Source organism: Clostridium ihumii AP5 (assembly GCF_000612845.1).
GTDB classification, from domain to species: Bacteria; Bacillota; Clostridia; order Clostridiales; family Clostridiaceae; genus Clostridium_J; species Clostridium_J ihumii.
In genome coordinates, this window is the sequence record NZ_CCAT010000085.1 from 44,545 (window position 1) to 70,500 (window position 25,956).

A 25,956-nucleotide genomic window follows, 5' to 3' on the forward strand; every position below is an offset into this window, starting at 1 on the left:
TGGTATATAATAAATATATCCTTCTTGTAAATAACTGTCAAGCATCTTTTTAAAAAGTTTCTTATCTGTATATTATTGACAATTCTATTCATCACTACTAAAATTGTATAGAGATATAGGTAAACAAGCTCGAATTCAAAACTATTTTTTTAGCTGTAAATATATTGCTTTCAAAAGAAATACTTACTATAAAATGATTCCGAGCTAGTCTCACTCTTAAGGGTATCCAAGTTCAAATTTTAAATAATAGCTTTCTCAAATGATACTAGTAATCTTATAGTTTATTCTATTATAATGTTTTGAACCAATTAACAGTTATCAATTAACAATAATGGTTAATATTATCCACTTCGTTCTTAATATTTTTGATTAGAAGTCCATAAAAAAACTGAGCTTTCAGTTTTATCCTTCATCGTTAATTGTTAATTGTTAATTTTATAATATATTATGATTATACTGGAGGCTTTTCTTATGAATGAAACAATATTAAAATCTGTTGATTTAAAGTCTACTAAACGTCGACAAATTATATTATCCACTATAGAGTCATCTCCATTACCACTTACCGCTGAAGATATTTTCAATATTATTTCTAGCAAAGTAACAATAAATCTATCTACTATTTATAGAGCTCTTAAAGCCCTTTCTGAAAAGGGAGTTTTGCTTAAAAGTTTAAATCAAGACGGCAAAACTTATTATCAGATTAATAATTCAATGCATACACATCATTTAGTATGTACTTTATGTGGTAATGTTATTCCTATAAATCACTGTCCATTAGAAAATTTTTCTGAATCATTAATCAATAAAACTGGTTATATAATTACAGGCCATAGTTTAGAATTCACAGGCATTTGCCCAAAGTGTTCTAGTAAATTATAAAAAAACAGATGTAAGAGCTAACTTCATCTTTTACATCTGTTTTTTTATAAACCATATTTAACATTTTCATTTTAAAATTTAATAGTTTCTGTTAATGAAAATAAATATACTCCATTTTTGCTGGTTGTGATTTTTCCATTTTCTCTACATATATTATGGGAACTATTTCATTTTCATATTCTTCATACTTTATTTGTCCAATTACTTTAACCCACTCATTCTCTTTTAATTTATGTGTTTCAGAACTTCTACATATAAATCCATAAACTTCCGCATCTGCCGCACAACATACCATTACTTTTCTAGCTGGAATAAATTCATTTTCTTTAAGTCCATCTTTTTTTAATACTTGTCCCTTCATTTCTATCTTAGTTCCATCATATTTATCCTTATTTTCATAAATCTCTACATACCATTTTGCAAAATCCTCATCCTTTACATTAATAATATTATTATCCTGAGAATCAAACTCTTCCTTATTTGAACTATTTATCTCATAATTATTTATAACAGATGAAAATTTTTCATTGCTATTTATTTCATTTCTTGTTTCAATGTTTGGAACTATTAATAAAGCAATAATTGGAAATATTATTATTCCATATGACAAAACATTTTCACAATGTTTGGGTTTAAACAAATTAGGAATCATAAAAATTCCTATAATAATAAGCACTGCCCCTGAAACCCAAAGAAGTAACTCAAGCCTTGGATGCACATATTTTTTTATATTTCCATTCACTAAAGATATAAAAAGCATACTTGCTAGTCCAAATAAAATCCCCAACTGAACAAGTACTTCCATATTAACTTTTTTTCTCATAATCATTTTCCTCTATAATATTATTGATACTAATGAAAAAATAGATACTCCTACAGTCAAAACTATACATATAAGCGTAACTACAAATTTTTTATTAAAGTTTCCAATAAGCATAAATAAATTTTTTATATCTAACATAGGCCCCATAATCATAAATGCTAAAAGTGATGTTATTGGAAATGTTCCCTGAAAACTTCTTGCAATAAACGCATTAGAATTAGCACATACAGATAATATAAATGCTGCTAATATCATAACAAGTATAGACTTTACATTGTTTGTAGCTATATAACTAAAAAATTCTCTTGGAATCAACTTTTGAACTGTTGCAGATATTAATGCCCCTACTATAACATATTTAGATACATTCAAAAATTCAAGTCCTGCATGCTTAAATATAGCTTCTACAGTGCCCAAAATCCCATGATTATAAATTTTTCCTATATCACCACTAGAACAACTTAAATAACTTGATGTATTATTTATCTCAATGTTATTTTCTTTATTGTAAAACATTTCAACTATTATACCTGTAATAATTGAAACTATAATTCCTAAAATTATTCTATAAAAAACAATTTTAGGATTGCTTGGAAAAGCATAAAATGTTGATATTATAACAACAGGATTTACTACTGGTGCTGCTAACATAAAAGTTACAGCTTTTGAAAGTGGAACTCCTTTTTTTACCATTCTAGCTGTTATTGGTGCCATAGCACAATCACACACTGGAAAAAATATACCCATAATTGCAGCTAAAGGAAAGCTAAACCACCTCTTTTTTCCAAATAAATTTATTATTTTATAATCTGGAACTACAATTTGAAGTATTGAAGATACAAACACTCCTATTAATACAAAAGGAATTGCTTCTATTAAAATACTTAAAAATAATATATTCACATCTCTTATTTTTTCTATATTAGGAATCATATTTTTATACTTTAATATAGATAAAATCATATAAAAAATAACTATCCAAATCATAAGTATTATAAAATTTTCTTTTGATTTCAATTCCTCATTACAAATAAATTTACTTATTTCTTCATTAATATTTTCATTTATAATTACACTTCTCTTATTTATACCACTAATAACTTTCCTCATATTTTTTATTTCTTTTTTACTTAAAGTTTTGTGTCTATTAAGTATTATGCAATCACTATTCATTAAATGATCAAGTATAATATTTCTCATATTACTCATATACGATATAAATGTTTCTGCATTTATAGTACAAAAAATTTTTTCTATATTATAATTACTAGGAACTCTAATTTTTAATAAATCACTAACTTCCCAAGTTCCATTATATTCTATAATTATCCTGTTAGGATTGTATTCTTTTCTTATATTTTTAAATAATTGATAACTTAATTGATTTCTATTTTCAATTGTTTTTACAATTATATTTTCATCATATTTGTTTATTTTCAATTCTTCAATTCCTTCTTCACATAACAAAACTACAACACGTTCATTTTTACCTAAAATATTTCTTCTTAAAAGTTTCTCAATCAAAGTTGTTTTTCCTGACTCTAAAAAACCCACAATAACATCTATTGGTACACTCATAAAAACTACCTCTTTAAATTTTAAAAAGCTCTTTTATAGCTGTTTTATTTAACTTTTTACCTATAACACATAATCTTCCTGTGTAGTCAGCCTCTATTGATTTTATATCTATCTCCTCTGGCACAAAGTCAAATTGCACCCATTTCTTATTAGTAGTTTGTACTATGCCTTTAGCCCTTAATACAACACCATATTTGTCTTTTCCTAATTCTCTTAATATATTTTCAATTTCTCTATTTGAAAATGTTTTGGGAGTTTCCTCTCCCCAGACATCAAAAATATCATTAGCTGAATGTTTTTCTTCCTTTCTACTATTAATGTGAAATCTTTTCAATGTTTTATTAGAGTCCACCTCTTTCTCCTTGCTCTCAAATTTTTTTATTTCCTTATTAATTTGATATTCCAATTCTATTTCTGCATTTTTTTCAGCAACAGAAATTATAGTTTCAGATTTAATACTTGTCCAAGGAGTTGTTATTATATTTGCCTTTTTATTAATTTTTTGAACATCTTTTACTATTTTAGTTAATGAGTCTTGTTCAATATTTTGTGTTCTACTTAAAATTACAGTTTGAGAAAACTCTATTTGATTAGCAAAGAATTCTGAGAAGTTTCTCATATACATTTTATATTTATTTGCATCTACTACAGATATACACATGTTCATTTTTACATCTTCTTTTTTTGCAACTTTATTACAAGCATTTAACACATCTGAAAGTTTTCCTACTCCTGAAGGCTCTATTATTATTCTGTTAGGTTTATATTTATGTATAACCTCTTTTAAAGCTGTAGAAAAATCACCTACAAGAGTACAACAAATACACCCAGAATTCATTTCTTTTATTTCAATACCAGGTTTTCTTAAAATACCACCATCAATTCCTATTTCGCCAAATTCATTTTCTATAATCACTAAATTTTCTTTATATAGTGTTTCAGAAATTAACTTTTTAATTAATGTTGTCTTACCAGCACCTAAAAATCCAGATATAATATCAATTTTAGTTGTCATACAATCACATCCTTATCATTACTATTACTGCACAATTTAAAAATATCCTGTCAATAAATCATATTTATGATTCAGTTATATTATTACAAAATATTTTGTGTAAAAAAAATAGATAAAGAGAACTACTTCTCCCTACCTATATAAAAATTAGCAATGTAATGTATATTAAAGTTTTATAACATACTAAATTTTAAATTTTTGAATTATCACTGTTAAATTTTCCGCATATTGCTTTAATGTTTCTGCTTGTAAATTTATTTCTTGAAGACCAGCTGATTGTTCTTCTGATGCTGCACTTACCTCTTGTGTAGTTGCTGCTGTTTCTTCTGATACAGCTGAAACATCTGAAATTTTACTTACAACTACATTTTTCTTATCATTTATCGCATCTAATGATGTTGTAAAGTTCTTAATGGTATCTTCAAGTGTTCTTATACTTTCATCAATAACATTAAACTTTTCTTTTGTTATTTCTACACTTTCAGTTGTAGCTTCATTTAATTTTTTAGTAACCTGTGTTTCTTCATAAAGCTCACTTATACTCTCTTTTACTTCACCAATTACATTACTTATTTCTTTTGCAGACTTTGCTGACTCTTCAGCAAGCTTTCTAACTTCATCTGCTACAACTGCAAATCCGCGTCCTGCTTCTCCGGCTCTTGCTGCTTCTATACTTGCATTTAATGCTAAAAGACTTGTTTGTTCTGTAATTGATTCAATGGCATCAATTATAATACCTATTTCATTTGACTTACTTGCTAATACATCTACTTTCTTTGATATATTATCACTTGACTTAATATTGTTTTCATAACTACTACTTAAAACTTCTATTGCTTTCGTTCCTTCCACTGAAGAATCCTTAACTTCATGTGAAACTTCTAGCATTTTCTTAGAATTTAATATCGACTCGTCTATTTCTTCTTCTAAACTTGTTACTACATCTACACTTGTTTCAAGTTCTAATGCTTGACTTGTTGCACCTTCTGCAATTTGTTGAACTGATTTTGCAACTTCTTCTCCTACATTTGTAGATTCACTTATTATATTAAATAAATTATCTGAACCTTCACTTACCTTTTCTGAAGCTTCTTTAACTCCATTTAATAAAATTACCATATCATCTATTAATATATTTAATCCATCTATCATAGATGATACTTCTTCATTGTATGAATCTTTAGAAACAGCCTTTATTGTAAAATCTCCATCCTTAATTCTATGAAGTGCTGCTACAATATCCTTAATTGGATTTGTAAGCCTACTTGTATATATTTTAGTAGCTAAAATAATGACTACTATAACAATTATAAATACTATTAAAGATACTACTATTCCATTGAATATTGATTTTTGTATTTCTTCTTTAGGAATAAAAGTAATCATAGACATCTTAGTACTTTCATCAACTTTTTTATATACTATATAATCTTTACCGTCTATTTTTGCATCATCACGTGAATTATCTTTAATATTTTGAACCTCATTTACCCATTCAATTTCTGAGGCTCCTTTTCCTATTAACTCTTGATTTTCATGTGCAATTATTGTTCCAGTTGGGCTTAATATTGCCGCTGATGAATTATTTCCTATATCTATATTGTTAACTAATTCTGAAAGCTTGTCTAGCTTTTGATCTAGAGCTACTACTCCTTCAACTTCACCTTTATCATTTTTAACCACTTTAGAATATGTGACAACAATTGATTTTGTACCTGCATCTTCATAAGGCTCTGATATTACAACTTCTGAAGGATTTTTCATTGCTTCCTCATACCAACTTCTTTTTCTTGGATCATAATCAGCTCCTAAATCACTTTTAGGCATAGTTATAACTTTACCAGTGTTAGTTCCCATATATGCAAACATTATATCACTATTGATTTGAATATAACTTTCAAAGCTTTTTTCTAAAAAAATTGAAAATTTATCATCATTGGCATTTTTTGCATTTTCATCTAGTGCTATGTGTTCCAGATCTCCTACAATATCAGCTGTATTTCTTACTACAGCTTCATTTAATATACCAACTCCATTTTTCATTATTGTATTTAAATCTGTTTGCATATTTTTATTTAATTCATAAAAATTTACTAAAGCTATTACTAATACTGGTATTATTGATGTAAAAATCAATAAATTTATTATCTCTTTTCTAAATGTTTTCTTTTTATTTTTTCTCATTTCCAGCATCCCTCTTTTCACTTCTATATAATTTATATGTCGTATATTTTAAAGTTAATTTTATATAGGCATATTTAGAAAATCAATTTTCTTGTAATTTTTTTTATAATTATATCATATAAGCAATAAAAATAACTATAATAATAAAGTTATTATAGTTATTTTTAAGTTCTATTTTAATTATATTTAATTATATGATTCTCTATTTTTTCTTTTAAATTATCTATTTCATTATTAGTCATAAATGCACTTATCAAAGTATAATATTCTGGCAATTGGCCCTTACTCCATTTAATTTCAGTATTTAAAAGTTTAAATGATATACGACTTAAGTCCATACCAAACGAATCAAAGGAATATCTCATTTTATCAGGATATCTACAAGGATTATTTAAACTTCTTGAGCATTCATTACATATATCACAAACACCACTTGATATAAATTTTGTGTTCTCGTATTCCTTTTCTAGTTGTAAAAAAATTGTAGCCAATAACTTTTTAACATCATGAAAAGTCTCTTCTGTAACTTTTGAAATTTTTTCTTCAGTATTAGTGTTCTTTATAGTTTTTTCATCATATATTACTTTAGTTCCTATAATATATGCATTATCATATCTTTTTAGATATTCATCACTGTTAAATTTAACTGGTGGACATGACCATACTTTATTATAATTTTTGCATTTTTTACAAAAACCTATAAATTTTTCCTTATCACAATATTCTTTTAGTAAATCTGTAGTTTTCATTTTTTCTATTATCAACTCTATTTTATACATTATAATATTCCTCCAACTTAATCTCTTATTTATTTACAACCTTATTATATAGCATTTTAGCTTTTAACTAATCTTATATTTTATATTATAAATTATAAAAATATAAAAAAACTTTGATTTTATTTATTTAATCAAAGCTTTTCTATATTTTTATATAATATTTATTACTCATTACTTTTTACCTCTTAATATCTTAATCTAATAATATCCTTGCATCTACAAATATACCTATTATTATTATCATCTTTATTATTTCCATTACCTTTTTCATTTTGTATTCCTCCTAATTTTTTTATTTTAACTAATCTAATAACATTTTTGCATCTACAAATATACCTATCATTATTATCTTTACTATTTCCATTACCTTTTTCATTTTGTATTCCTCCTAATTTTTTATTTTAACTAATCTAATAAAATTCTTGCATCTACAAATATACCTATTATTGCTATTTTCACTATTTCCATTACCTTTTTCATTTTGTATTCCTCCTAATTTTTTATTTTAACTAATCTAATAACATTCTTGCATCTACAAATATACCTATCATTACTATTTTCACTATTTCTATTACCTTTTTCATTTTATATTCCTCCTAAAAATTAATTTATTTTATGTTTATATTATATTTTTTATTTAAATTTCAAACTATGTTTTTATATTAATTCTTCATTACATTCATGTAATGTTTTTACTAACCTTATGTAATATATAATACATATCCTTTCTTAACTATAAATAACACTTACCTTAATTTAATCTTAAAATAAAAAAACTAAGCAGTTTCGCTTAGTTTTTTTATTTATATAAATATTGAAAGATTATTTATCAATAATCGTTGAGCCTATTTTTTCACCCATTTTTACTATAGTTTCAATACCATTGTTACTATTTATAACTATGTCTTCATCTATCTTTATTACACCTTTTTTAAATAATAAAACTATGGTTGAGCCACCAAATTCAAATTTACCTTTTTCTTCCCCTTTTGAAAAAGTATATTCATCATGATAATTAGTAATTTTTCCAACTATCATTGCTCCAACTTCCATTTGTATTACATCTCCAAAATTTTTAGTATGTAATACAGTATACTCTCTACAATTAGTTTTATATATTTTATATTTTTTATCTGCAATTGGATTAACAGTATGTAATACACCATTAATAAAAATATTTTTATCTTTTACACCATTATCTAAATAGCAATATCTATGATAATCATCAACTGTTAATCTAAAGATTAAACAATATCCATCCATGTACTCTTTACTTATTTCTGCATTATCTAATAAATCTGTAACACAGTAATGACTTTCCTTAATATGAAACTTATTATCACTTTCTATTTTATAAATTGATAACTTACTGTCACATGGACTTATTAATATATTCTTATCATTATTTATAATTCTTTTGCCACTTCTTATTTTTCTTGTAAAAAACTCATTGAATGAATTATAATCTTCTACTTCATACTCTTCTAAGTTTATATTATTTTTCTTTATAAACTTCTTTATCATAAATTTAGATAAACTACTATCTAAAAATATTCCAGAGACTTTTGATATAAAAGGTCTATAAATAACTTTTAATATTATTCTTCCTATTTTAGTCCCATATATAAATTCTAAAGTTTTTTGTTGCTTAGTATCGTAAAATATTTTTTCACCACTACGAGTTACTCCATACACTATAGTCTACCTCCAAATTTAGCAACTAATATAAATACTATCATTCCAGTACTGACCATTAATGCAACCTCTTTACCAATTGGTTTTTTTACATTAAATTTTATTGTGAATGCACCAGATAATATTAATAATATAATTGGATAAATAATTGCAAATGGAATACCATTGATTAATTTTAATAAAAATACTGCTGGAATAATTATTGCCACAGTTGTAACTGGTAACCCTTCATAATTTTTTCTTTTTTCAGTTGTTCCATTTTGTCTTTCTTCTTCCATAACATTAAAATATGATAAACGAATTAGTGCTGAAAGTACATATATAAACATACAGAATAATCCAAATACACTTCTTATTCCCATTCCATATCCTATTATAGCTGGAAATACACCAAAACAAATAAGATCACATAATGAATCTATTTGAATTCCAAATCTTTTTTCTAAATCTGTACTTTTTCTAGTACGAGCTACTTTACCATCAAACATATCACATAGACCTGATAACATAAGACATAGTAATGCAATTCTTATATTTCCTTGTAATGCATTTACCATTCCTATAAAAGAACAGGCTAGTCCCATGTATGTTAAAATAACCGTATAATTATAAAAACCTAGCATTCTTTTCCCCCTACTTATTTGAGCTTGTTATAGGATTCTCACTAATACGTTAACTTACTATATACTGTTTATTAATAATAACTTTGAATAATCACTTAAAACAGTTATATTGATATTTATAAGTTAAATTTTTAGCTTATTTCCTATTGTTAATTTTAAATTAGTTTGTCGACTTATCAACATTCTATTATAAATATATTATATTTATGACCCTAATATTATCTGGTACTTCTATAGGGAAACAAGCTCGAATTCAAAACTATTCTTTTAGCTGTAAATATATTACTTTCAAAAGAAATGCTTATTATAAAATAATTCCGAGCTAGTCTCACTCTTAAGGGTATCCAAGGTTTGGAACTAATAATTATGAAGATGAACTTGGAACCCTATATGAAGTTTCAAGTTCAAAGTTTAAATAACATCTTTATCAAATGATATTATTAAACTTACAATTTATCCTATTATAATGTTGGAAACCAATTAAAAAGTAAGAGTGAAAAGTGAATATTGATGGTGAATATTACTCACTTCGTTCTTAATATTTAAAATAGAAATACCTAAAAACTAAATTTTTATATTGTTTTCAAATAATTTGCTTTGCACATCTAATAAAAAATCACTCTTTAAAATTGGATCTCCAATTTTTACATTCACTTTCAACTTTCCATTTTCAATTAATTAGAATTCCCAACTGAAATAAGAATAATTTCAGTTTTTTAACTTGTTTCCTTATAAATTAATACAAGTTGTCATGTTTAATATCAATTTAATCATAATTAAAGTTCATTTATAATAAAATTTATTACATTATCTACAAACTATTTTCTATTGTTTTTTAATATATATTTTCATGTATATATTATTATACTAACATAGTGGAGTAGTTACAATGATATATCATAAATATTCCTCTAATATTATTAAAACTTACTATTTTAATAATTCAATAAATTAACTCTTTAAAACTATTTATGTAAACTTATTCATATATTTATAATCAAGAAAGCCATCTTAAACCCTTTTTAAGATAGCTTTTCTTTTTTATATTTTTATTATAACTTTTTTATTGGTTCTAATAAATTTAAATAAAATTCCCATGTTCCTTTTTCATTCTTTATTTTTAGTATATGCTCTTCTAAACATGGTCTATTTGAATCCGAAGTGTATTCTTTGTCTTCCTCTAATATTTTTATTAACAAGTTCCATGAATCATATACTTCATTTGTACTACTCAATACTGCATATAATCCTCCTGGCAACCTTTTTTCTTCCATATACTTTGGTATTTCTATATCTTCAGGAATAGTTATACTAGCAGCCCATCCATACTTTTCAGTATCTTTATTATATTCAGTAGTATTAAATCCAAAAATCCTTGCTGTACCCATTAAATTTTCTCTTTCTGCCCACTCTAATACTTTCTCTAAAGCTTCTTCTTCTGGTGAAGAACTTATTACATTATAAAAAGCTATCCTCATTTCAGGTAAGTTAATTATTTTCATTACTTCTGAATTTTTAATACTATTTTCCATAATATCATCTCCTATATTATTACAAGGAATTTGAAGTAAAAGTATTTTTTCTATATCCACAATTTTTCTAGATTCATCTTTAAACGCTGTCATAAAATTTAATTTTAAAATTAGATTATTTAATGTCTCTTTTTCTCTAATAATTTCAATATTTTCATCATTTAATTTATTAATACGTTTCTTTATAACCTTTATAATTGTTTCTAAATCATTATTTTCAAGTATAACCTTTATATCTTTCAAATAAATATTAAATCCCCTTAAAAATTTAATTATACTTGCTTTATCTACTTCTTTGTCATCATACATTCTCCAACCAGATTGTAGATCTCTTGTGCTCCTTAAAAGCCCCTTCTCTTCCCAATATCTCAATGTACGACTTGTTATACTTAATTCTTCTGATAAATCGTGAATTAGTTTAAAACTCATAATTCAACTCCTATTTTTTTAATATTTTTTAACCTCTGAAGTACCTCATAAGAAAATAATATCACTTGTCGTCGCGTCAATTGCAATACCTTTTTATAATCTATAATTGATTAATTCTATATAAAAATCCTCATATTCTCTTTTAAATGTTCAATTTTTTTGTTTCCTATCATAGAAGCATGTACACCTTTTGTGTCTGTAATAAATTTCAACATTTCTTCTGTAGAATAATTTTTTTCTTTTATATCTTTCATTTGATTTAATGGACCATTAACATTTACTATAATCCCCAGTTCATTAGCTGCATCAATAGCTGTATAATAACTTCCATGTACTTTCTGATTTTTTAAAGTGTTTGCATTGGTGTTAATTTTATTATAGTTTAATTGTAAAAATTTCAAATGATGTTTATCCCCAGCAATATGCCTTGCTATATTAACTATTTTTTCCAATGATAAATACTCTAAATTATTTTCATTACATGTAAGTGCTGACCAAGTAGCAATACCATAGTTCATTATATTTCCACACTCTACTTGCCTCTCATAAAATTCAAATAGAATTTCTAGCTGTTTATAAAATTTATCTTCACCTATTATACTTTTAGACCATTCTGGCTCATGTATATAATAAACATCTATAGTATCTAGTCCTAAATTTTCTTTACTTTTATCAATAGCATATTTATGAAAATTAGGTGCTAATGTATGCTTGAAATTTTTAGATTCATCTATATTTACGTCTTCTCTTTTTAATATACCTTCCTTTATAAATATATTATCTAAGTAGTCTAATGGTCTTAATGGAACAGTTATATCTCCAAATATAATCCCTGCTTTACTTGATACTATAATTTCATCTCTTTCTATTTTTTTGTTATCAATAATCATGTTTTTCAACACTTTTCCAACATCTCTTTCTGATAACATCCCCCTATAACAAATTGCCGTATCAATAAAATTAACACCATTTTCAAGACCATAAATCAAAGATTCTTCATACTTTTTAGAATCAACTTCTGAAAAATCTCCCATAAAAGTTCCCATAGCCATAGGTAAACTTCTAAAATATTTACTTAACCTAGTTTTCTCTAAACTTATATTTTTCATTCTAAAGTAATTTTCTGTTCCTTCAATAGTAGCATAACCTTTAATTCCCATAAAATCACTCCTATTTTTTATAATAATAATCTTGTAATGAAAATTTAACAAAAGCCAAATTTTTCATACAAGTTATATGCTGGTATATTATCACTATGGACATCCAAAATAACTTCCATATTCCCATTTTCAAACATATCATTTATACATTCTATCAATAATTCAGAAGCTACCCCCTTATTTCTATACGCTTCCAAAGTTCCTATTGTATATATATGAAACATCATATTTTTATCTACTATTCTTATCAAAATCCCTACTGGTTTTTCATTGTCATAAGCACAAATAGTATATAATGTATTCACATCACCTAATTTCCCTACAAATAAGTTTTCTATATATTTCTCTGGCTTAGATGGATCAAAATCCGGATCTAATGAATTAGCCATAAACTTAGGTAAATATGTTTTCAAAAATACCTTTAATTCCTCTTCTTCTAACTTAACTTCTCTAATGTCATAAATAGATTTGTTAATAATTCTTTTATCTACATTCTTTTTTAATATATACTTCATAAACAACACTCCTCATTTTTACATTTTATGAAATATATATATATTGATTATGTATTTTTCTTTAACATTTAATCAACAAAAATATATAGGTACTTCTTTTTTAAATATATTATATTTCTTCAAATGAACCCTACACTTCATAATGCTTTTAAAGTTTTAAAGTTAAAATTACTTTATGTTTTATAAAAATATAAAATGATACTTTAAATTAAATTACTCAAAAAAATAGTTTTAAAATAATATTTCATTTTAAAACTATTTTTCCTTTATTTTTAAATTTAGCCTTTTATAGGGTTGCAAGTTCAAATTTTTAATAACACATTTATTAATTTTAAAGCTGTTATTTTATAATTTTCTATTTTTTCTAAAACACTTATAATTTAGTTATATTTTATATACTGAATTAAAAATTTTCACAATAATTATCTATTATTTGTCCTGTTGCAGCATCTATAATTATTGGGAATTCACATTTATATTCTTTATTTACTTCTTCAACATCAGCCATCCAAATAGGCTTTACCTTATAAATTCCATCTTTCCTTCCATTATAAGTATCTACCATATATTCTAATTCCATTTTTGTAACCTTAAAGGTTCTATCATCTTCATTTAAAAATGCTTTATTATTAATAGATTCAATTATATTTTCAAAGGGAAGTATCTCCACTTCACTATTCTTTGAAGAAAAATCCACTACATTTTCTATTTCTAAGTATTCAATTCCATTTTTAGAATATATTACTTGTATTGGTGCGTTTGATTCTTCTTTTGATTTAAACACATTGAAATAAGGATGATATGTTGGCAATTTTTCATAATCTTGATTTATTACAAAATAATATGCATTATCTTCTTCTGTCCATGAAGGTTTATATTTACTTCTATCTTCATTTCCATTAACATCCATTACATATTCTTCATCTCTCATTGTCTTATAGTCAAGTGAGTAAGCTTTATAATTTGAACCTATTTCTATTCCTATATCTGTTAACATTTTTTTTATATTATCAAATGCCTCTTCCCTTGTTGAAAATTCAAATTCTTTATCTAATGAAAATTTATCAGCATTATATCTTGAGTCTTTACTTTGTAATCTAAATGCATTCAATAAATATTTAGATAAACCATTTTTTCTATAATTACATGATGAAGGTATGTCTCCAAATGAGATTGTGTTGCCATTTTCGCCTTCATAAGAAACACTTGTCGTTTCCCCTTTTACATCTTCTTGACTCTCATATACTTTTTTTATATTTTCTTTACCTAAAAACTTTTTCAATGCTTTATCTCTATTTATTCTTTGTGGTTTTGCATTACACTTATAAAAAGATTTTAATTCTCCAACATTCTCCACTATAACCTCAGCTTCGAATGTTATTTTTTCAAATTCATTTTGATACTTGTTAGGAAATTTATAACTATGTTTTTCTTCTACATAATTTTCCATCAAATAATTTTTACCACTTTCATATTTACATTCTTCTACATTCCCACCTTTTGCTAATGCTGTTCCTCCTAAAGTACTAGCTAATATAATGCTAATTACAATTAAATTTTTTCCTTTCATAGAAATCTCCTCCTTATTATTTAATAAATTATATTTATCTTAACAAAGAGTTGTTTACTTCTTGTCATCTAGTTGTATATTAGTTGTATATTAACTAAATTACATATAAAGAAACATTTAATTTTTTATTATCATTTTCCAACTTGAATCCATATTTTCCATTTTCACTAACAGCAGATTTTTCATCTTTGCTTATAATAAAACTTTCCCCAGTAAAATATTCATAGTATATTTTTAATTCTTTCATAACATTATGTGTATCAATTTGCTCTAGATTTTCTCCTGAAACTTGTAAATTTAATACCATTACATCATCTTTACTAATCGTACCTATTATCTTATATTTTTCAATTGCCATTTCTACATTATCTACATATAAATCAGGAAATTCTTCCCTTGAATATTTTCTATAAATTTTTATATTGTAATTATACTCATTCCATTTACTTGGTCTTTCATTAAAAATATCTTTGCATATTTGAATTCTTGTAATAAATGTTCCAATTGCACCATCTAATAATTCAATGCCAAGGTTTTTATCTTCACTTAAGTTTACTTCTACTTCTTCATCCCCTGTTTTAATGTATGCTAAATTTATAGTTCTATCTAAATAATAATATTTTTTATTATTTACTACATTTGTACTTTCTACTTTAATAGTTTTCTCTTTATTTATTATATTTTCTTCTAGTTTACTAAAAAAAATGTCTGATAGTATAATATTTACACCTAATATCCCTATAGTGATCACCACAAAAATTAAAATACTTACAACATTAGTTTTCATTTAATTCCCCCTCCATAACAAGTGAAAAACTTACAATTGTTCCTTCTCCAATTGTACTTTTATAAACTAATTGTGTATTATGTAATTTTGCAATTTTAGAAGCTAATGCAAGCCCTAATCCCGCGCCATGTAATTCTCTTGATCTTGACTTATTCACCATATAAAATGCTTCTGTTATTCTTTCTATATCTTCATTAGGAATTCCACATCCATTATCAATTATTGATATTATATATTTATCATTACATTTTTCTCCTATTAAATTAATCTCACTACTATTTGCCTTTATAGAATTATCAATTAAATTTAAAATAAGTGTTTTTAATAAATCATACTCTATTTTTACATATACATAATCATGTTTTATTGTGAACTTTACATTTCTCTCACTAGTAATTGGATCAATACTAGTTTCTATATCCTTAAAAAATTCTTCAATATTTATAATCTCCTTCAAAAATTCTTGCTTATTAAGAACTATTAAATCCATCAATTTAAAAGATAATCCTTCTAATCTCATACCCTCATTAAAAATATAATCAGCAGCTTCCCTTACATGTTTTTGCTCTAATTTATTTCTATAAAGCATGTCAGCATAACCAATTATGGAAGTCAATGGTGTTTTTAATTCATGCGTAAAATTTGCTACAAAGTCTTCTTTTTGTCTTACTTGTAATTTTAATTCTTCTATATTTTCTTCAATTTTATCTGCCATGTTATTAAATGTATATCCAAGCTCTCCAATTTCATCCATGCTTCTTATGCGAACCCTCTTGCTATAATCTCCATTAGAAATTTTTATGCTCATGTGCTTTAATTCCTTGATTGGACGAGTTAAAATATAAGTTGTTACAAACATAATCATTGTACTTATACCCATTATTATCAAAAAAATATATCTACATTCTATCTCCATTTTATTTTTTTCTATAAAAATATTGGTAATATTTTTTTCCATTATAAGACTTAAACTTTGTTTACTATTTTGTAAATTTGCATAAATTACAACAAAATAATCATTTTCTATTTTTTTTATTACTGAGTGTATTTTCCCATCATTTATATTAGAAATTTTATCTATTTTATATTTATTATTAGAATTAGAAAATACTACATTATTTTTCTTATCATAAATTGACATAAAATAATTATCTCTAACTAGATTAGAAGCTTGTGAAGATATCTTAGATAATATACTTTCCACATTTCCACTAACATTATTTACTATAGATATATTAGGCTGCAATATAAATCTCATAGTTCTAAAATTATTTAGAGTATTATTCATTTCAAGTTCTATTAAATTTTTAAAATTGATTGATATCATGTAATATTCTAATAGAGATAACGATAGCGATATTACTATTACTGTTGATAAAAATATTTTTGTAAATACTTTCATTATTAAACCTCTAATCTATATCCGATTCTAAATACCGTTTTAATTTTTTCATTCCAATCCAGTTTTTTTCTTAATTTTTGTATATGTAAATCTAATGTACGTGTTTCCCCTGTATATTCTTCTTCCCAAACATTTTCATACAATTTATCTCTATATAGTGCAATATTTTTATTTCTTATAAGTTCAACCAATAATTTAAATTCCTTAATAGTTAATTCTATTTGCTTTCCATTTTTTAAAACTATATGTGAATCTAACTCTACTTTTACATCATCTATGCATATAGTTTTTTGAAACTTATTAGATCTACGCAATACACATTCTATTCTTGCTAGAAGTTCTCCAATCTGAAAAGGCTTAACTATATAATCATCTGCTCCTAATTTTAATCCCTTAATTCTATCATCAACTTGACTTTTAGCAGAAATAAAAATTACTGGAATATCTAGATATCTAACATATTCCATAATTTCATAGCCATTTACATTCGGCAACATGATATCTAATAATATTAGATCGTATTTATTTTTATCTATCATATCAACAGATTTTTCTCCATCATAAACATAATCACACATGTAGCCTTCTGATTTTAGATTACTACAAATTAAATTTGAAATAGCTTTATCATCTTCAACAATTAAAATATTCAACATATATTTTAATCCCCCATATTTTTATTATCCTTCTAATTCTATACCCCTAATGTATATAAGTTGTAATTTTTTATTTCATAAAAAAACATTAATGGACTATCGAAACTAGATCAGTTCAATAGTCCATTAATGTTGAAAATTATAGTGTGTCTTTATAGTAAATTTTGTAAAAGTTATAGATATTAAAATTGTTCAATTAATTTTTATAGTTCCAGATATTTAAATATATAAAATCTTATATATTTAAATATTACTATATATAATTAAATCTGAGCTTAACTATTCTTTTGTATTTAATTGACTAACATTTAATAGTACATTGTATTTTAAATATCCTAAAGCAAGCAATATTGATGTCGTTGATATTGATAATACAATGGTGTCAAATATACCATTTTTTCCTAACATTTCTGCTATAATTGCAATTGCAAATTCTATAACAAAAATTTTTCTTGCTTTGTTTTTGTATATTTTAACTTCTACTTCTTCTAAAGGTTTTACATCATTTGCTACTGGTGCTAATGTAAAAATCAAAATTCCTGAAATAGCACTTAATAGCACTCCAAACTTCATTGTAAGTTCAAAGTTATTTATTAAAAAGAAACATATTATCATTATAACTACAGATAGTATATAACAACGATTTTTTGTATTCGCGTGATATCCACCAGCATAAGTTCTAAGTAACATGTAGGATATTAGGAATATTATACTTTGCCAAAATACATTAAATATAAACCCCAAAAAGAATGTTGTCAAAATGTTTATTAACATTAGAAACCCTTGGTATAATCCATATTCAATAATTTCCTTTTCTTCTTCATTTGCAAAACCTTTAATTATTAGCCAATTCGTAACATTACTTTGGTTTATTAGTTTCATTAGAATTTACGTAATTTTTTTGCGCTTTCTGGTAATCTAGGTTGATATGTTAAGAATGGACATGCTGTATTAGCACTTGCAGTTGTCACCTTTCTTGCCATTTCTGCTAACATACTTCCACATTTTTTTGATACTTGTTTCATAATTATCTCCCCCTTCTTTATACATATATTTTACCACTATAATTTAGCTAAATTTCATCTTTACAAAATTAGTATATATTAATTCCTTTTTTTACAGTTTTGTGTATATTTTTTAATATCTTCTTGTCATATATACAACAAAACATCCACTATTATGTAGCTTTTTTCCTCTTCTATAGTTAACATCCCATCATATTTTTCTACAATTTTCTCTACATTAGATAACCCTATACCATGCATTTTTTTATCATTTTTACTTGTAATTATTTTTCCATTTTGCTTCTTTATTACACCGTTATAATTATTCTTTATACTTATATATAAAACTCCTTTATCATATTGAATAAAAATATCCAATTCTCTATTTTTACATTTTTCTAAAGCTTCAATGGAATTTTTTAGTAAATTACCTAGTATAATATTCATATCAAATTTGTCTAGTTTTATATCCTCTGGAATACAAACTTTCACCTTAATATTATCTGTTATTTTTTTTGCTTCTAAAATCATATAATTCAATATTATATCTATAGCATTATTTCCAGTATTCACGTATTCATCTGGATTTTTTATAAATTCATCCATTGTATTCAAATATTCTACTATTTCTTTAACATTATTTTTTTTAGCCATATCCATAAGTTGTAATAAGTGATGTTTTATATCGTGCTTTAATGATTTTATATTATTTTGTGATTTTTCTATAATTTTTAATTGATTATCATAACTATGTAATTGACGCTCTAATAAATCTTTAGAATACTTTTCTTCATATGATTTTATAATAGAATCATATAGATAGAATATAACCATATTAATAAATAGTATAAAAGTACTCTCTGAAATAATCATCATTTTCTCTGTTGAATTAAAAACTAAAATTGCTATCATAAAAATACTTATAGTTGGTATTGCAATTAAAAAAACGCCATGCTTGGCTAACAATTCAAACTGATTTTTAGTAGACACTATTTTTTCAACAATTAACTCCAATATAAAAATAATTAATGTAGATATTATGCTTTCTACACCACTAAGATGTACATTGGAAACGTTTTGACCTAACAAAAAAACTATAAAACTATCAGCCACCATATTAATAACATAAATTAATACAACTGATAATATTTTTTTTAGTATGGTGTCATTATAAATAGATACTATTATTAATAAACCTACAATATTTGATATAATATTTAAAAGTGGAACATTGAAAATTACATATATACCACTTGTTGTAATATAAAATATAAAATATAGTATTAACTCTAACTTTTTATTTATAAATTCTCTATTATAAAAAACCCCTGCAAATCTATAGATAACATATACCCTGAACAAATTTGATGCTAAATTAACTAACTCACAATCTGTTCCCACTATTTATTCTCCTTTCTATGTTTCATAAGTTTAAGCCTAACTTCTTTTCTATTAGATTGACTAATATTAAGTACATCTCCATTAATCATTTTTAAACAGTCATATTTATACTCCATAATATAATTAAACTGAACTAAATATGATTTATGTATAAGTAAAAACTTATCTTTAGGCAACCTATCTCTTACATCTTCCAATTTATCATAAAATGATTGTTCTTCTTTATCATTCATTGTTACTATCTTTATTTTTTTACCTTCACTTGTAAAATACAGAATTTCTTTAAGTGGAATTCTATATAACGCTTTTCTAATACTAAAATCAAAAAATTCATTTTCTTTATCAATTAAATTAAATGCACTATTTAATACTTCTTTTATCTCTTTATCCACAATAGGTTTAATAAGAAAATCTAAAGGTCTTATTTTAAATAATTTCATAGCATAACTTTCCTTGGAAGATATATAAATAACTTGAGTAGTTTGATTTTTTAATGTATTTCTTAAAAATCGACCTACTTCTACACCATTCAAGTTTTCTAATTCAATATCTAAAAATATTATATCAAAATAATCATTTTTTTCCAAATAATCACAAAGTTTTTCTCCTGAATAAAATACCTCTGTATCTATTTCTAAATTTTTTTCCTCTCCATATTCCAATACAATATTTTCAATAGCTGAGCATGTACACTTTTCATCATCGCAGATTGCAATCTTTATCATAAATTAACCTCCATAAATTTATAATTAACCATAGAAATTTATTTATCTATTGAAATTCAATAACTATATTTTTATTATATCAAAAGATTTTTTTCTTTCTACTTAATAAACAATTTTTTTGCCAAATTTATACTGTATATACTATAACATGTTCTATTTTATACTTTTTTATATTAAATAGTAACATTAATGTAAATTTATATAAAATATAACAAAAGCAAATGCTCAAATTTTAATGTGCATTTGCTCTATATACTATCGGCTAGATGAAAGCTCTTTTAAGTTTTTACTTAACAATTTAATTTCATCTATTGATAAAGTCATTGAATTAATTTTTTCACCTTGTTCATTAATTAATTTTTCAATCTCATCAGTAGACACTAAATGTTCTTCGGTAATATTTCCAATACCTTCAATTTCATTTTTCATAGGATTGAAATTATTTATTACATTTTCAATAAATGCATGTTCTTCATATATATATTTACTAATTATTTCAAAATAATCCTCTATTTCACTAAAAGCATCATGTACATTATTTACAACTTTTATTCCTTTTTCTGCTGAAACATTTCCATCAGCTACTTTAACAACAGCATCTTTAGTACTATTATTAATTTCAGTAATAATGTCATAAACATTTTTTACAATATCATTTGTCTCTTCAGCTAATTTTTTTACTTCTTCCGCTACTATTGAAAATCCTTTTCCATATTCCCCCGCTCTAGCAGCTTCAATACTTGCATTTAGTGCTAGTAAATTAGTTTGCTCTGATATTTCATAAATATTATTAATTTCATTGTTTATCTTATCAATACTTTCTTTTAATACATTGACTGTTTCAAGTGATACATTTACAGAGCTTCTTATCATTTTCATAGTATCATTCATTGATTTAATTTCTTTAGCTCCACTAATAACATTTTTTCTCATATCATTTGATGTTTCATATATTTTGTTTGATATATTTCTAACTTCATCTAATGATGAGCTTGATTTACTTATTCCTAAATTTATTCCTGAAATACTATGTGCTATGTTTTGAACTCCATTATTTATTTCACTCATATTAACATTTATATTATTACTGTTCGTATTAACAAGCATAATATCTTTTGAAAATACATCTATGTTATCATCTAAATTAGTAGTGTTTTCTTTAATATTTATCAGAATTAAATTTAACTTTTCTATAAGTTCTTTACTTTCTAAAGATTTTTTGTTTGCAGCTTCAATCAACTTACTTCCCCAAATAGTAAGGAAATAAATTAATATTATAACTCCATTTAATATAGCAAAGAAATTTAACATACTTGATATTGAAAATTTCTCACTTAAAATACTGCTAGGATTAATAAAGAATATAATTATAATACAAATATCTAAAATCATTGCATTAATAATTAATAGTTTTTTGTTAAAATATAATGCTGAACATATAATTCCTGCAACAAAAACTAATATATCTGCTGCAACAGTTTTTTCATTAAAACTTCCTAATAATAAATATCCTACATTAGAAAGTATAATAATACAACTAAAAGACATTGCTTTTATTATATCCTTTATTTTGAAAAAATATATTGCTGTTGAAAGTATACTAACTATTATGAATGGCAATAACTCATCTATACGTATTTCAAAGTTATTCATAGATATAGTTGTTAAACTCATAAGTAAACATATACCTATTATCGTTATATAATTAACCTTATGTATTTTTTCAAAACTAAAATGCGACTCTTTTTCCATTTTTACACCTCTTTTAACTTTAACTTTAACTTTAACTTTAGTGTAAATATCGACATTTTTCATCATAATCTTTAATTCAAAATCTATATTTTTACTTATTTTCATATTTATTTATATTGTTTTAATATATTTTTTTGAAATTATTGTGTTTCAAATTAAATTTTTGCCTTTATTTTTAAAACCTAAAAAAGACATATCATTAATTGTTCTAACTTGTATTTCATAATAAATTGATACAATTTAAAATAGGATCAGGAAATTCACCCCAATCCTTACTTCATATTTACAATATCTAATTTATATATCTCTTACTAACTTTGCTACATTTTCAACATGATGTGTTTGTGGAAACATATCTACTGGCTGTACTTCTAATGTTTTATAACCTAATGTATCTAATATATTTAAATCTCTTGCTAATGTTGCTGGATCACATGAAACATAAACAATTTTTTCTGGAGCCATTTTAGCTATTGCATGTAATAAGCTTTCTTCACAACCTTTTCTTGGTGGATCAACAACTACTACATCTGCTTTAACACCATTTTCTATTAACTTAGGTATTTCTTTTTCAGCTTCTCCAACTATAAATTGTGCATTCTTTACATTATTTTCTTTGGCATTTCTTATTGCATTTTCTATAGCTTGTGGTATTATCTCTACCCCATACACTCTTTTAGCCTTTTGTGATAAAAATAATGATATAGTTCCTGTCCCACAGTAAGCATCAAATACTACTTCATTACCTTTTAAATCTGCATATTCTAAAGCTTTATTATATAAAACTTCTGTTTGTAATGAATTTACTTGGAAAAATGATAATGGAGATATATTAAATTTAAATTCACCAATAAAATCAGTAATAGTTTCACTTCCATATAAAACTTTGCATTTTTGTCCTAATATAACATTAGTTTTCTTATCATTTATATTTTGTATAATACTATCCACATTTTCTATATTTTTTCTAATGTTATCCACAAATTCTTCACTGTTAGGTAGCTTATTTCCATTAGTTACTATAACAACCATTACACTACCTGTCTTAAAGCCTTTTCTTATCATTATGTGTCTAACTATTCCAGTATTAGTTTCTTCATTATATGTTGGTATATTGAATTCTTTTATCCATTCTTTAGTTATACTTATTACCTTATCTCCAACTTCATCTTGAATATAGCAGCATTCCATATTTATAATATCATGACTTCTTGGAGCATAAAATCCTACTAAAACTTCACCATCTTTATTTTTTCCAACGGGTAATTGAACTTTATTTCTATAATTGTATGGATGTTCCATACCTAAAGTATTATGTACTTTTACATCATCTAATTTCCCTATTCTCTTTAAAACTTCTTTAACTCTTTCCGTTTTAAATTCTAATTGCGATTCATATGTTGTATGTTGTAAGTTACAACCTCCACATCTTTTATAAGTCACACATACTGGTTCTGATCTATAATCAGATTTTTCTATAACCTCTAATAATTTTCCTACTCCATAATTTTTATTAACTTTTATTATTTTTATTTTTACTTTTTCACCTTTTAATGCACCGTCTATAAAAACAGTAAAATTATCTATCTTTGCTACACCTTCACATTGATGTCCATTATTTTCAATCTCAACTATATATTCTTGATTTTTTTCAACTGTACTATTAAATTTATTTTCTTTACTCATAAAAATCACCTTTCATTAATAAGGACTTTTTCAATTTATATAATAATATTATTAGTTTCTCTTAAAATTTCACATTTATCTATTTTATCAAAAAACAACTTATTTTTAAAGCATAGTAAAGTAAAAATCAGAACAAATTGCTAGAATTTATTCTGATTTCTACTTTAAATAGCTTTATAATACATTATGTTATTATTTATATCTTCTTTTACCTTACCTAAATTTTTTAAGTATTGTAAATGAGCCATTACTTCCCCTACTGCAAACCATTTTTGTGAATTCGGAAAATCATCCCAATCTTTACATCTAATTGCCCAAGTCATCTCTGTGGCTATATCTCTAGGACTTTTCTTGTCACTTTTTACTATGTCTAATATCTCATTTATTCTTTCATTATGATGATGAAAAATTTCATTTATTCGTTGTTTATGATCACTTACATCACTTCTATGTGCTGTAAATAAATATTTTATATCATAATCATATATTTTGTTTAAATTTTCAAAATATACTTTTAACGCATCCATTTCAAAATTCCAAAATGTTATATTGGGAGTTATTCTATCTAAAATATGGTCTCCACAAAAGAATATTTTATGTTCCTTATCATAAAGTCCAATTTGTCCTGGAGTATGTCCTGATATATCTATAACTTTAAAATTATATTCCCCAACCTCCAATTTATCTCCATCTTTTAAAAATGTAAAATTCATTTTTTCTCTAGGACAATATTTGTATCCTGGATGATTACTATATGAAACATTATCTTTTTCTAGGTCAAAACAAACTTTTCTTTTTTCAAAGTTTTCCCAGTACTCAATAGTTGTCATTTTATTTATAAGTTGTCCATCTTTTTCACTAGCATAAATTTTTACGCCTTTTTTAAAAAGTTCTGATGCCATACCTGAATGATCCGAATGTAAATGAGTTAAAAATAATTCTGTTTTGTTAAAATCCAACTTTAATTCTTCAATTCCTTTAAAAAATACATCTCTACATTCTTCTATATTAAATCCTGTATCTATAATTAAATTTGTATCCTTTGATTTAATTATATAGCTTTTTATTGCTTTCAATGGATTTTTAGGTAATGGTATTTCATTTACGTAAATATTTTTATAAACTTCTTTTAACATATTGCTATCCCCCTATACATTGCCTCAATTATAAATTCTATTAATAATTCAAATTCACCTCTATTTTTATAAAATTTAAATATATTGACTATAAGATTATTAATTGACATTACAACTTCATATTTAATGGATAGATTTATACTTTTAATTAATTTACAAGTATAATTTTACTGCTAAAAAAGGAGCTAAATTCAAGCTCCTTAAAATATGTTTATTTCCTAAAGGTTTCACATTCTGTTCTTATGTTTGATAATGCAGCATGACCATTTATGTATATATAATCTGCAGTACATGTGTTTCCCATATTGTACATACATTTTTGAGCATCACATTGTATGTGAGGTGACATTTCTATTGATGTATTGCTAAATGCTTGCATTATTTCTCCTCCAATATTTACATTAAATATATTGGATAAAGAATTTCTTAATCCTTGTTCTGCAAAAGTATCACATTGAGTATATATACTGCTTTCTGCATCTCTTCCACTTATTTTAATGGTGTTAGCTGTACATAAACCATTTCCATTATATAGACAATTTCGTGCTGTGCAACTTAGTGTTCCACTCATAAAATCACATCCTATTTCATTAAATATTTCATTAAAGCACTAAAATAAATT

General features: G+C 24.5%; 23 protein-coding genes. 1 reads left to right on the forward strand and 22 read right to left on the reverse strand.

Annotated features, from left to right (window positions below; all coding sequences use genetic code 11):
- Positions 1-471 precede the first annotated feature (471 nt).
- A complete protein-coding gene (locus BN346_RS18250) occupies positions 472-882 on the forward strand; it encodes a Fur family transcriptional regulator (protein WP_040330492.1) in 411 nt (136 codons plus the stop codon).
- A 91-nt stretch (positions 883-973) separates the two neighbouring features.
- On the opposite strand, the gene BN346_RS18255 is transcribed toward BN346_RS18250, so the two are convergent.
- From BN346_RS18255 to BN346_RS18355, 22 genes are all read right to left on the reverse strand, one after another.
- Positions 974-1,705, reverse strand: a complete 732-nt coding sequence (locus BN346_RS18255) for a TIGR03943 family putative permease subunit (RefSeq protein ID WP_040330493.1) — start codon at positions 1,703-1,705, stop codon at positions 974-976.
- A gap of 12 nt (positions 1,706-1,717) precedes the next feature.
- Positions 1,718-3,283 carry a permease gene (locus tag BN346_RS18260; protein WP_040330494.1) on the reverse strand — a complete coding sequence of 522 codons (1,566 nt, stop codon included), beginning with the start codon at positions 3,281-3,283 and terminating at the stop codon, positions 1,718-1,720.
- 13 nt (positions 3,284-3,296) lie between these two features.
- Complete coding sequence (locus tag BN346_RS18265) at positions 3,297-4,298, reverse strand: CobW family GTP-binding protein (RefSeq protein WP_040330495.1); 1,002 nt, start codon at positions 4,296-4,298, stop codon at positions 3,297-3,299.
- A gap of 183 nt (positions 4,299-4,481) precedes the next feature.
- Complete coding sequence (locus BN346_RS18270; protein WP_148361121.1) at positions 4,482-6,482, reverse strand: methyl-accepting chemotaxis protein; 2,001 nt, start codon at positions 6,480-6,482, stop codon at positions 4,482-4,484.
- A 176-nt stretch (positions 6,483-6,658) separates the two neighbouring features.
- On the reverse strand, positions 6,659-7,261 hold the full coding sequence (locus tag BN346_RS18275; protein ID WP_040330496.1) for a DUF2284 domain-containing protein: 603 nt from the start codon (positions 7,259-7,261) through the stop codon (positions 6,659-6,661).
- 822 nt (positions 7,262-8,083) lie between these two features.
- Entirely contained in the window at positions 8,084-8,956 is an 873-nt protein-coding gene (locus BN346_RS18280) for a phosphatidylserine decarboxylase (protein WP_051540513.1), read from the reverse strand.
- Positions 8,956-9,579, reverse strand: a complete 624-nt coding sequence (locus BN346_RS18285) for a CDP-alcohol phosphatidyltransferase family protein (protein WP_040330497.1) — start codon at positions 9,577-9,579, stop codon at positions 8,956-8,958. The genes BN346_RS18280 and BN346_RS18285 overlap by 1 nt, the downstream gene beginning before the upstream one ends.
- 1,052 nt (positions 9,580-10,631) lie before the next feature.
- On the reverse strand, positions 10,632-11,540 hold the full coding sequence (locus BN346_RS18290) for a MerR family transcriptional regulator (RefSeq protein WP_040330499.1): 909 nt from the start codon (positions 11,538-11,540) through the stop codon (positions 10,632-10,634).
- 116 nt (positions 11,541-11,656) lie between these two features.
- Positions 11,657-12,700: an aldo/keto reductase gene (locus tag BN346_RS18295; RefSeq protein WP_040330501.1), complete on the reverse strand. Its 1,044-nt coding sequence runs from the start codon at positions 12,698-12,700 to the stop codon at positions 11,657-11,659.
- A 44-nt stretch (positions 12,701-12,744) separates the two neighbouring features.
- A complete protein-coding gene (locus BN346_RS18300; protein WP_040330502.1) occupies positions 12,745-13,215 on the reverse strand; it encodes a GNAT family N-acetyltransferase in 471 nt (156 codons plus the stop codon).
- Positions 13,216-13,618: 403 nt separating this feature from the next.
- Positions 13,619-14,785: a hypothetical protein gene (locus BN346_RS18305; protein WP_040330503.1), complete on the reverse strand. Its 1,167-nt coding sequence runs from the start codon at positions 14,783-14,785 to the stop codon at positions 13,619-13,621.
- Positions 14,786-14,879: 94 nt separating this feature from the next.
- A complete protein-coding gene (locus BN346_RS18310; protein ID WP_040330504.1) occupies positions 14,880-15,572 on the reverse strand; it encodes a hypothetical protein in 693 nt (230 codons plus the stop codon).
- Entirely contained in the window at positions 15,562-16,974 is a 1,413-nt protein-coding gene (locus BN346_RS18315) for a sensor histidine kinase (RefSeq protein ID WP_040330506.1), read from the reverse strand. Before BN346_RS18315 ends, BN346_RS18310 begins: the two co-directional genes overlap by 11 nt.
- Positions 16,975-16,976: 2 nt before the next feature.
- Positions 16,977-17,630 (reverse strand): response regulator transcription factor, encoded by a 654-nt coding sequence (locus BN346_RS18320; protein ID WP_040330507.1) that lies wholly within the window; start codon positions 17,628-17,630, stop codon positions 16,977-16,979.
- A 279-nt stretch (positions 17,631-17,909) separates the two neighbouring features.
- Positions 17,910-18,512 (reverse strand): accessory gene regulator ArgB-like protein, encoded by a 603-nt coding sequence (locus tag BN346_RS18325; RefSeq protein WP_040330508.1) that lies wholly within the window; start codon positions 18,510-18,512, stop codon positions 17,910-17,912.
- The gene (locus BN346_RS21050) at positions 18,512-18,655 is read right to left on the reverse strand and encodes a cyclic lactone autoinducer peptide (protein WP_074432740.1); all 144 of its coding nucleotides are present in this window, start codon (positions 18,653-18,655) and stop codon (positions 18,512-18,514) included. The genes BN346_RS18325 and BN346_RS21050 overlap by 1 nt, the downstream gene beginning before the upstream one ends.
- A 126-nt stretch (positions 18,656-18,781) precedes the next feature.
- Positions 18,782-20,035, reverse strand: a complete 1,254-nt coding sequence (locus BN346_RS18330; RefSeq protein ID WP_040330509.1) for a sensor histidine kinase — start codon at positions 20,033-20,035, stop codon at positions 18,782-18,784.
- Positions 20,035-20,760: a LytR/AlgR family response regulator transcription factor gene (locus BN346_RS18335; RefSeq protein WP_040330510.1), complete on the reverse strand. Its 726-nt coding sequence runs from the start codon at positions 20,758-20,760 to the stop codon at positions 20,035-20,037. The genes BN346_RS18330 and BN346_RS18335 overlap by 1 nt, the downstream gene beginning before the upstream one ends.
- Positions 20,761-21,015: 255 nt before the next feature.
- A complete protein-coding gene (locus BN346_RS18340; protein ID WP_242838456.1) occupies positions 21,016-22,617 on the reverse strand; it encodes a methyl-accepting chemotaxis protein in 1,602 nt (533 codons plus the stop codon).
- A 192-nt stretch (positions 22,618-22,809) separates the two neighbouring features.
- Complete coding sequence (gene rlmD / locus BN346_RS18345) at positions 22,810-24,198, reverse strand: 23S rRNA (uracil(1939)-C(5))-methyltransferase RlmD (RefSeq protein WP_040330512.1); 1,389 nt, start codon at positions 24,196-24,198, stop codon at positions 22,810-22,812.
- Between the two features lie 164 nt (positions 24,199-24,362).
- On the reverse strand, positions 24,363-25,334 hold the full coding sequence (locus BN346_RS18350; RefSeq protein WP_040330513.1) for an MBL fold metallo-hydrolase: 972 nt from the start codon (positions 25,332-25,334) through the stop codon (positions 24,363-24,365).
- A gap of 211 nt (positions 25,335-25,545) precedes the next feature.
- Entirely contained in the window at positions 25,546-25,905 is a 360-nt protein-coding gene (locus BN346_RS18355) for a DUF1540 domain-containing protein (protein WP_040330514.1), read from the reverse strand.
- Positions 25,906-25,956: the final 51 nt, after the last annotated feature.

Coding starts and splice junctions, on each gene's coding strand:
- BN346_RS18255 (WP_040330493.1), bottom strand. CDS start 1,705: ATGAGAAAAAAAGTTAATATGGAAGTACTTGTTCAGTTGGGGATTTTA.
- BN346_RS18290 (WP_040330499.1), bottom strand. CDS start 11,540: ATGAGTTTTAAACTAATTCACGATTTATCAGAAGAATTAAGTATAACA.
- BN346_RS21050 (WP_074432740.1), bottom strand. CDS start 18,655: ATGAAACAAGTATCAAAAAAATGTGGAAGTATGTTAGCAGAAATGGCA.
- BN346_RS18340 (WP_242838456.1), bottom strand. CDS start 22,617: ATGAAAATAAGTAAAAATATAGATTTTGAATTAAAGATTATGATGAAA.
- BN346_RS18295 (WP_040330501.1), bottom strand. CDS start 12,700: ATGGGAATTAAAGGTTATGCTACTATTGAAGGAACAGAAAATTACTTT.
- BN346_RS18310 (WP_040330504.1), bottom strand. CDS start 15,572: ATGAAAACTAATGTTGTAAGTATTTTAATTTTTGTGGTGATCACTATA.
- BN346_RS18270 (WP_148361121.1), bottom strand. CDS start 6,482: ATGAGAAAAAATAAAAAGAAAACATTTAGAAAAGAGATAATAAATTTA.
- BN346_RS18325 (WP_040330508.1), bottom strand. CDS start 18,512: ATGAAACTAATAAACCAAAGTAATGTTACGAATTGGCTAATAATTAAA.
- BN346_RS18250 (WP_040330492.1), top strand. CDS start 472: ATGAATGAAACAATATTAAAATCTGTTGATTTAAAGTCTACTAAACGT.
- BN346_RS18305 (WP_040330503.1), bottom strand. CDS start 14,785: ATGAAAGGAAAAAATTTAATTGTAATTAGCATTATATTAGCTAGTACT.
- BN346_RS18300 (WP_040330502.1), bottom strand. CDS start 13,215: ATGAAGTATATATTAAAAAAGAATGTAGATAAAAGAATTATTAACAAA.
- BN346_RS18355 (WP_040330514.1), bottom strand. CDS start 25,905: ATGAGTGGAACACTAAGTTGCACAGCACGAAATTGTCTATATAATGGA.
- rlmD (WP_040330512.1), bottom strand. CDS start 24,198: ATGAGTAAAGAAAATAAATTTAATAGTACAGTTGAAAAAAATCAAGAA.
- BN346_RS18350 (WP_040330513.1), bottom strand. CDS start 25,334: ATGTTAAAAGAAGTTTATAAAAATATTTACGTAAATGAAATACCATTA.
- BN346_RS18315 (WP_040330506.1), bottom strand. CDS start 16,974: ATGAAAGTATTTACAAAAATATTTTTATCAACAGTAATAGTAATATCG.
- BN346_RS18265 (WP_040330495.1), bottom strand. CDS start 4,298: ATGACAACTAAAATTGATATTATATCTGGATTTTTAGGTGCTGGTAAG.
- BN346_RS18285 (WP_040330497.1), bottom strand. CDS start 9,579: ATGCTAGGTTTTTATAATTATACGGTTATTTTAACATACATGGGACTA.
- BN346_RS18260 (WP_040330494.1), bottom strand. CDS start 3,283: ATGAGTGTACCAATAGATGTTATTGTGGGTTTTTTAGAGTCAGGAAAA.
- BN346_RS18275 (WP_040330496.1), bottom strand. CDS start 7,261: ATGTATAAAATAGAGTTGATAATAGAAAAAATGAAAACTACAGATTTA.
- BN346_RS18335 (WP_040330510.1), bottom strand. CDS start 20,760: ATGATAAAGATTGCAATCTGCGATGATGAAAAGTGTACATGCTCAGCT.
- BN346_RS18320 (WP_040330507.1), bottom strand. CDS start 17,630: ATGTTGAATATTTTAATTGTTGAAGATGATAAAGCTATTTCAAATTTA.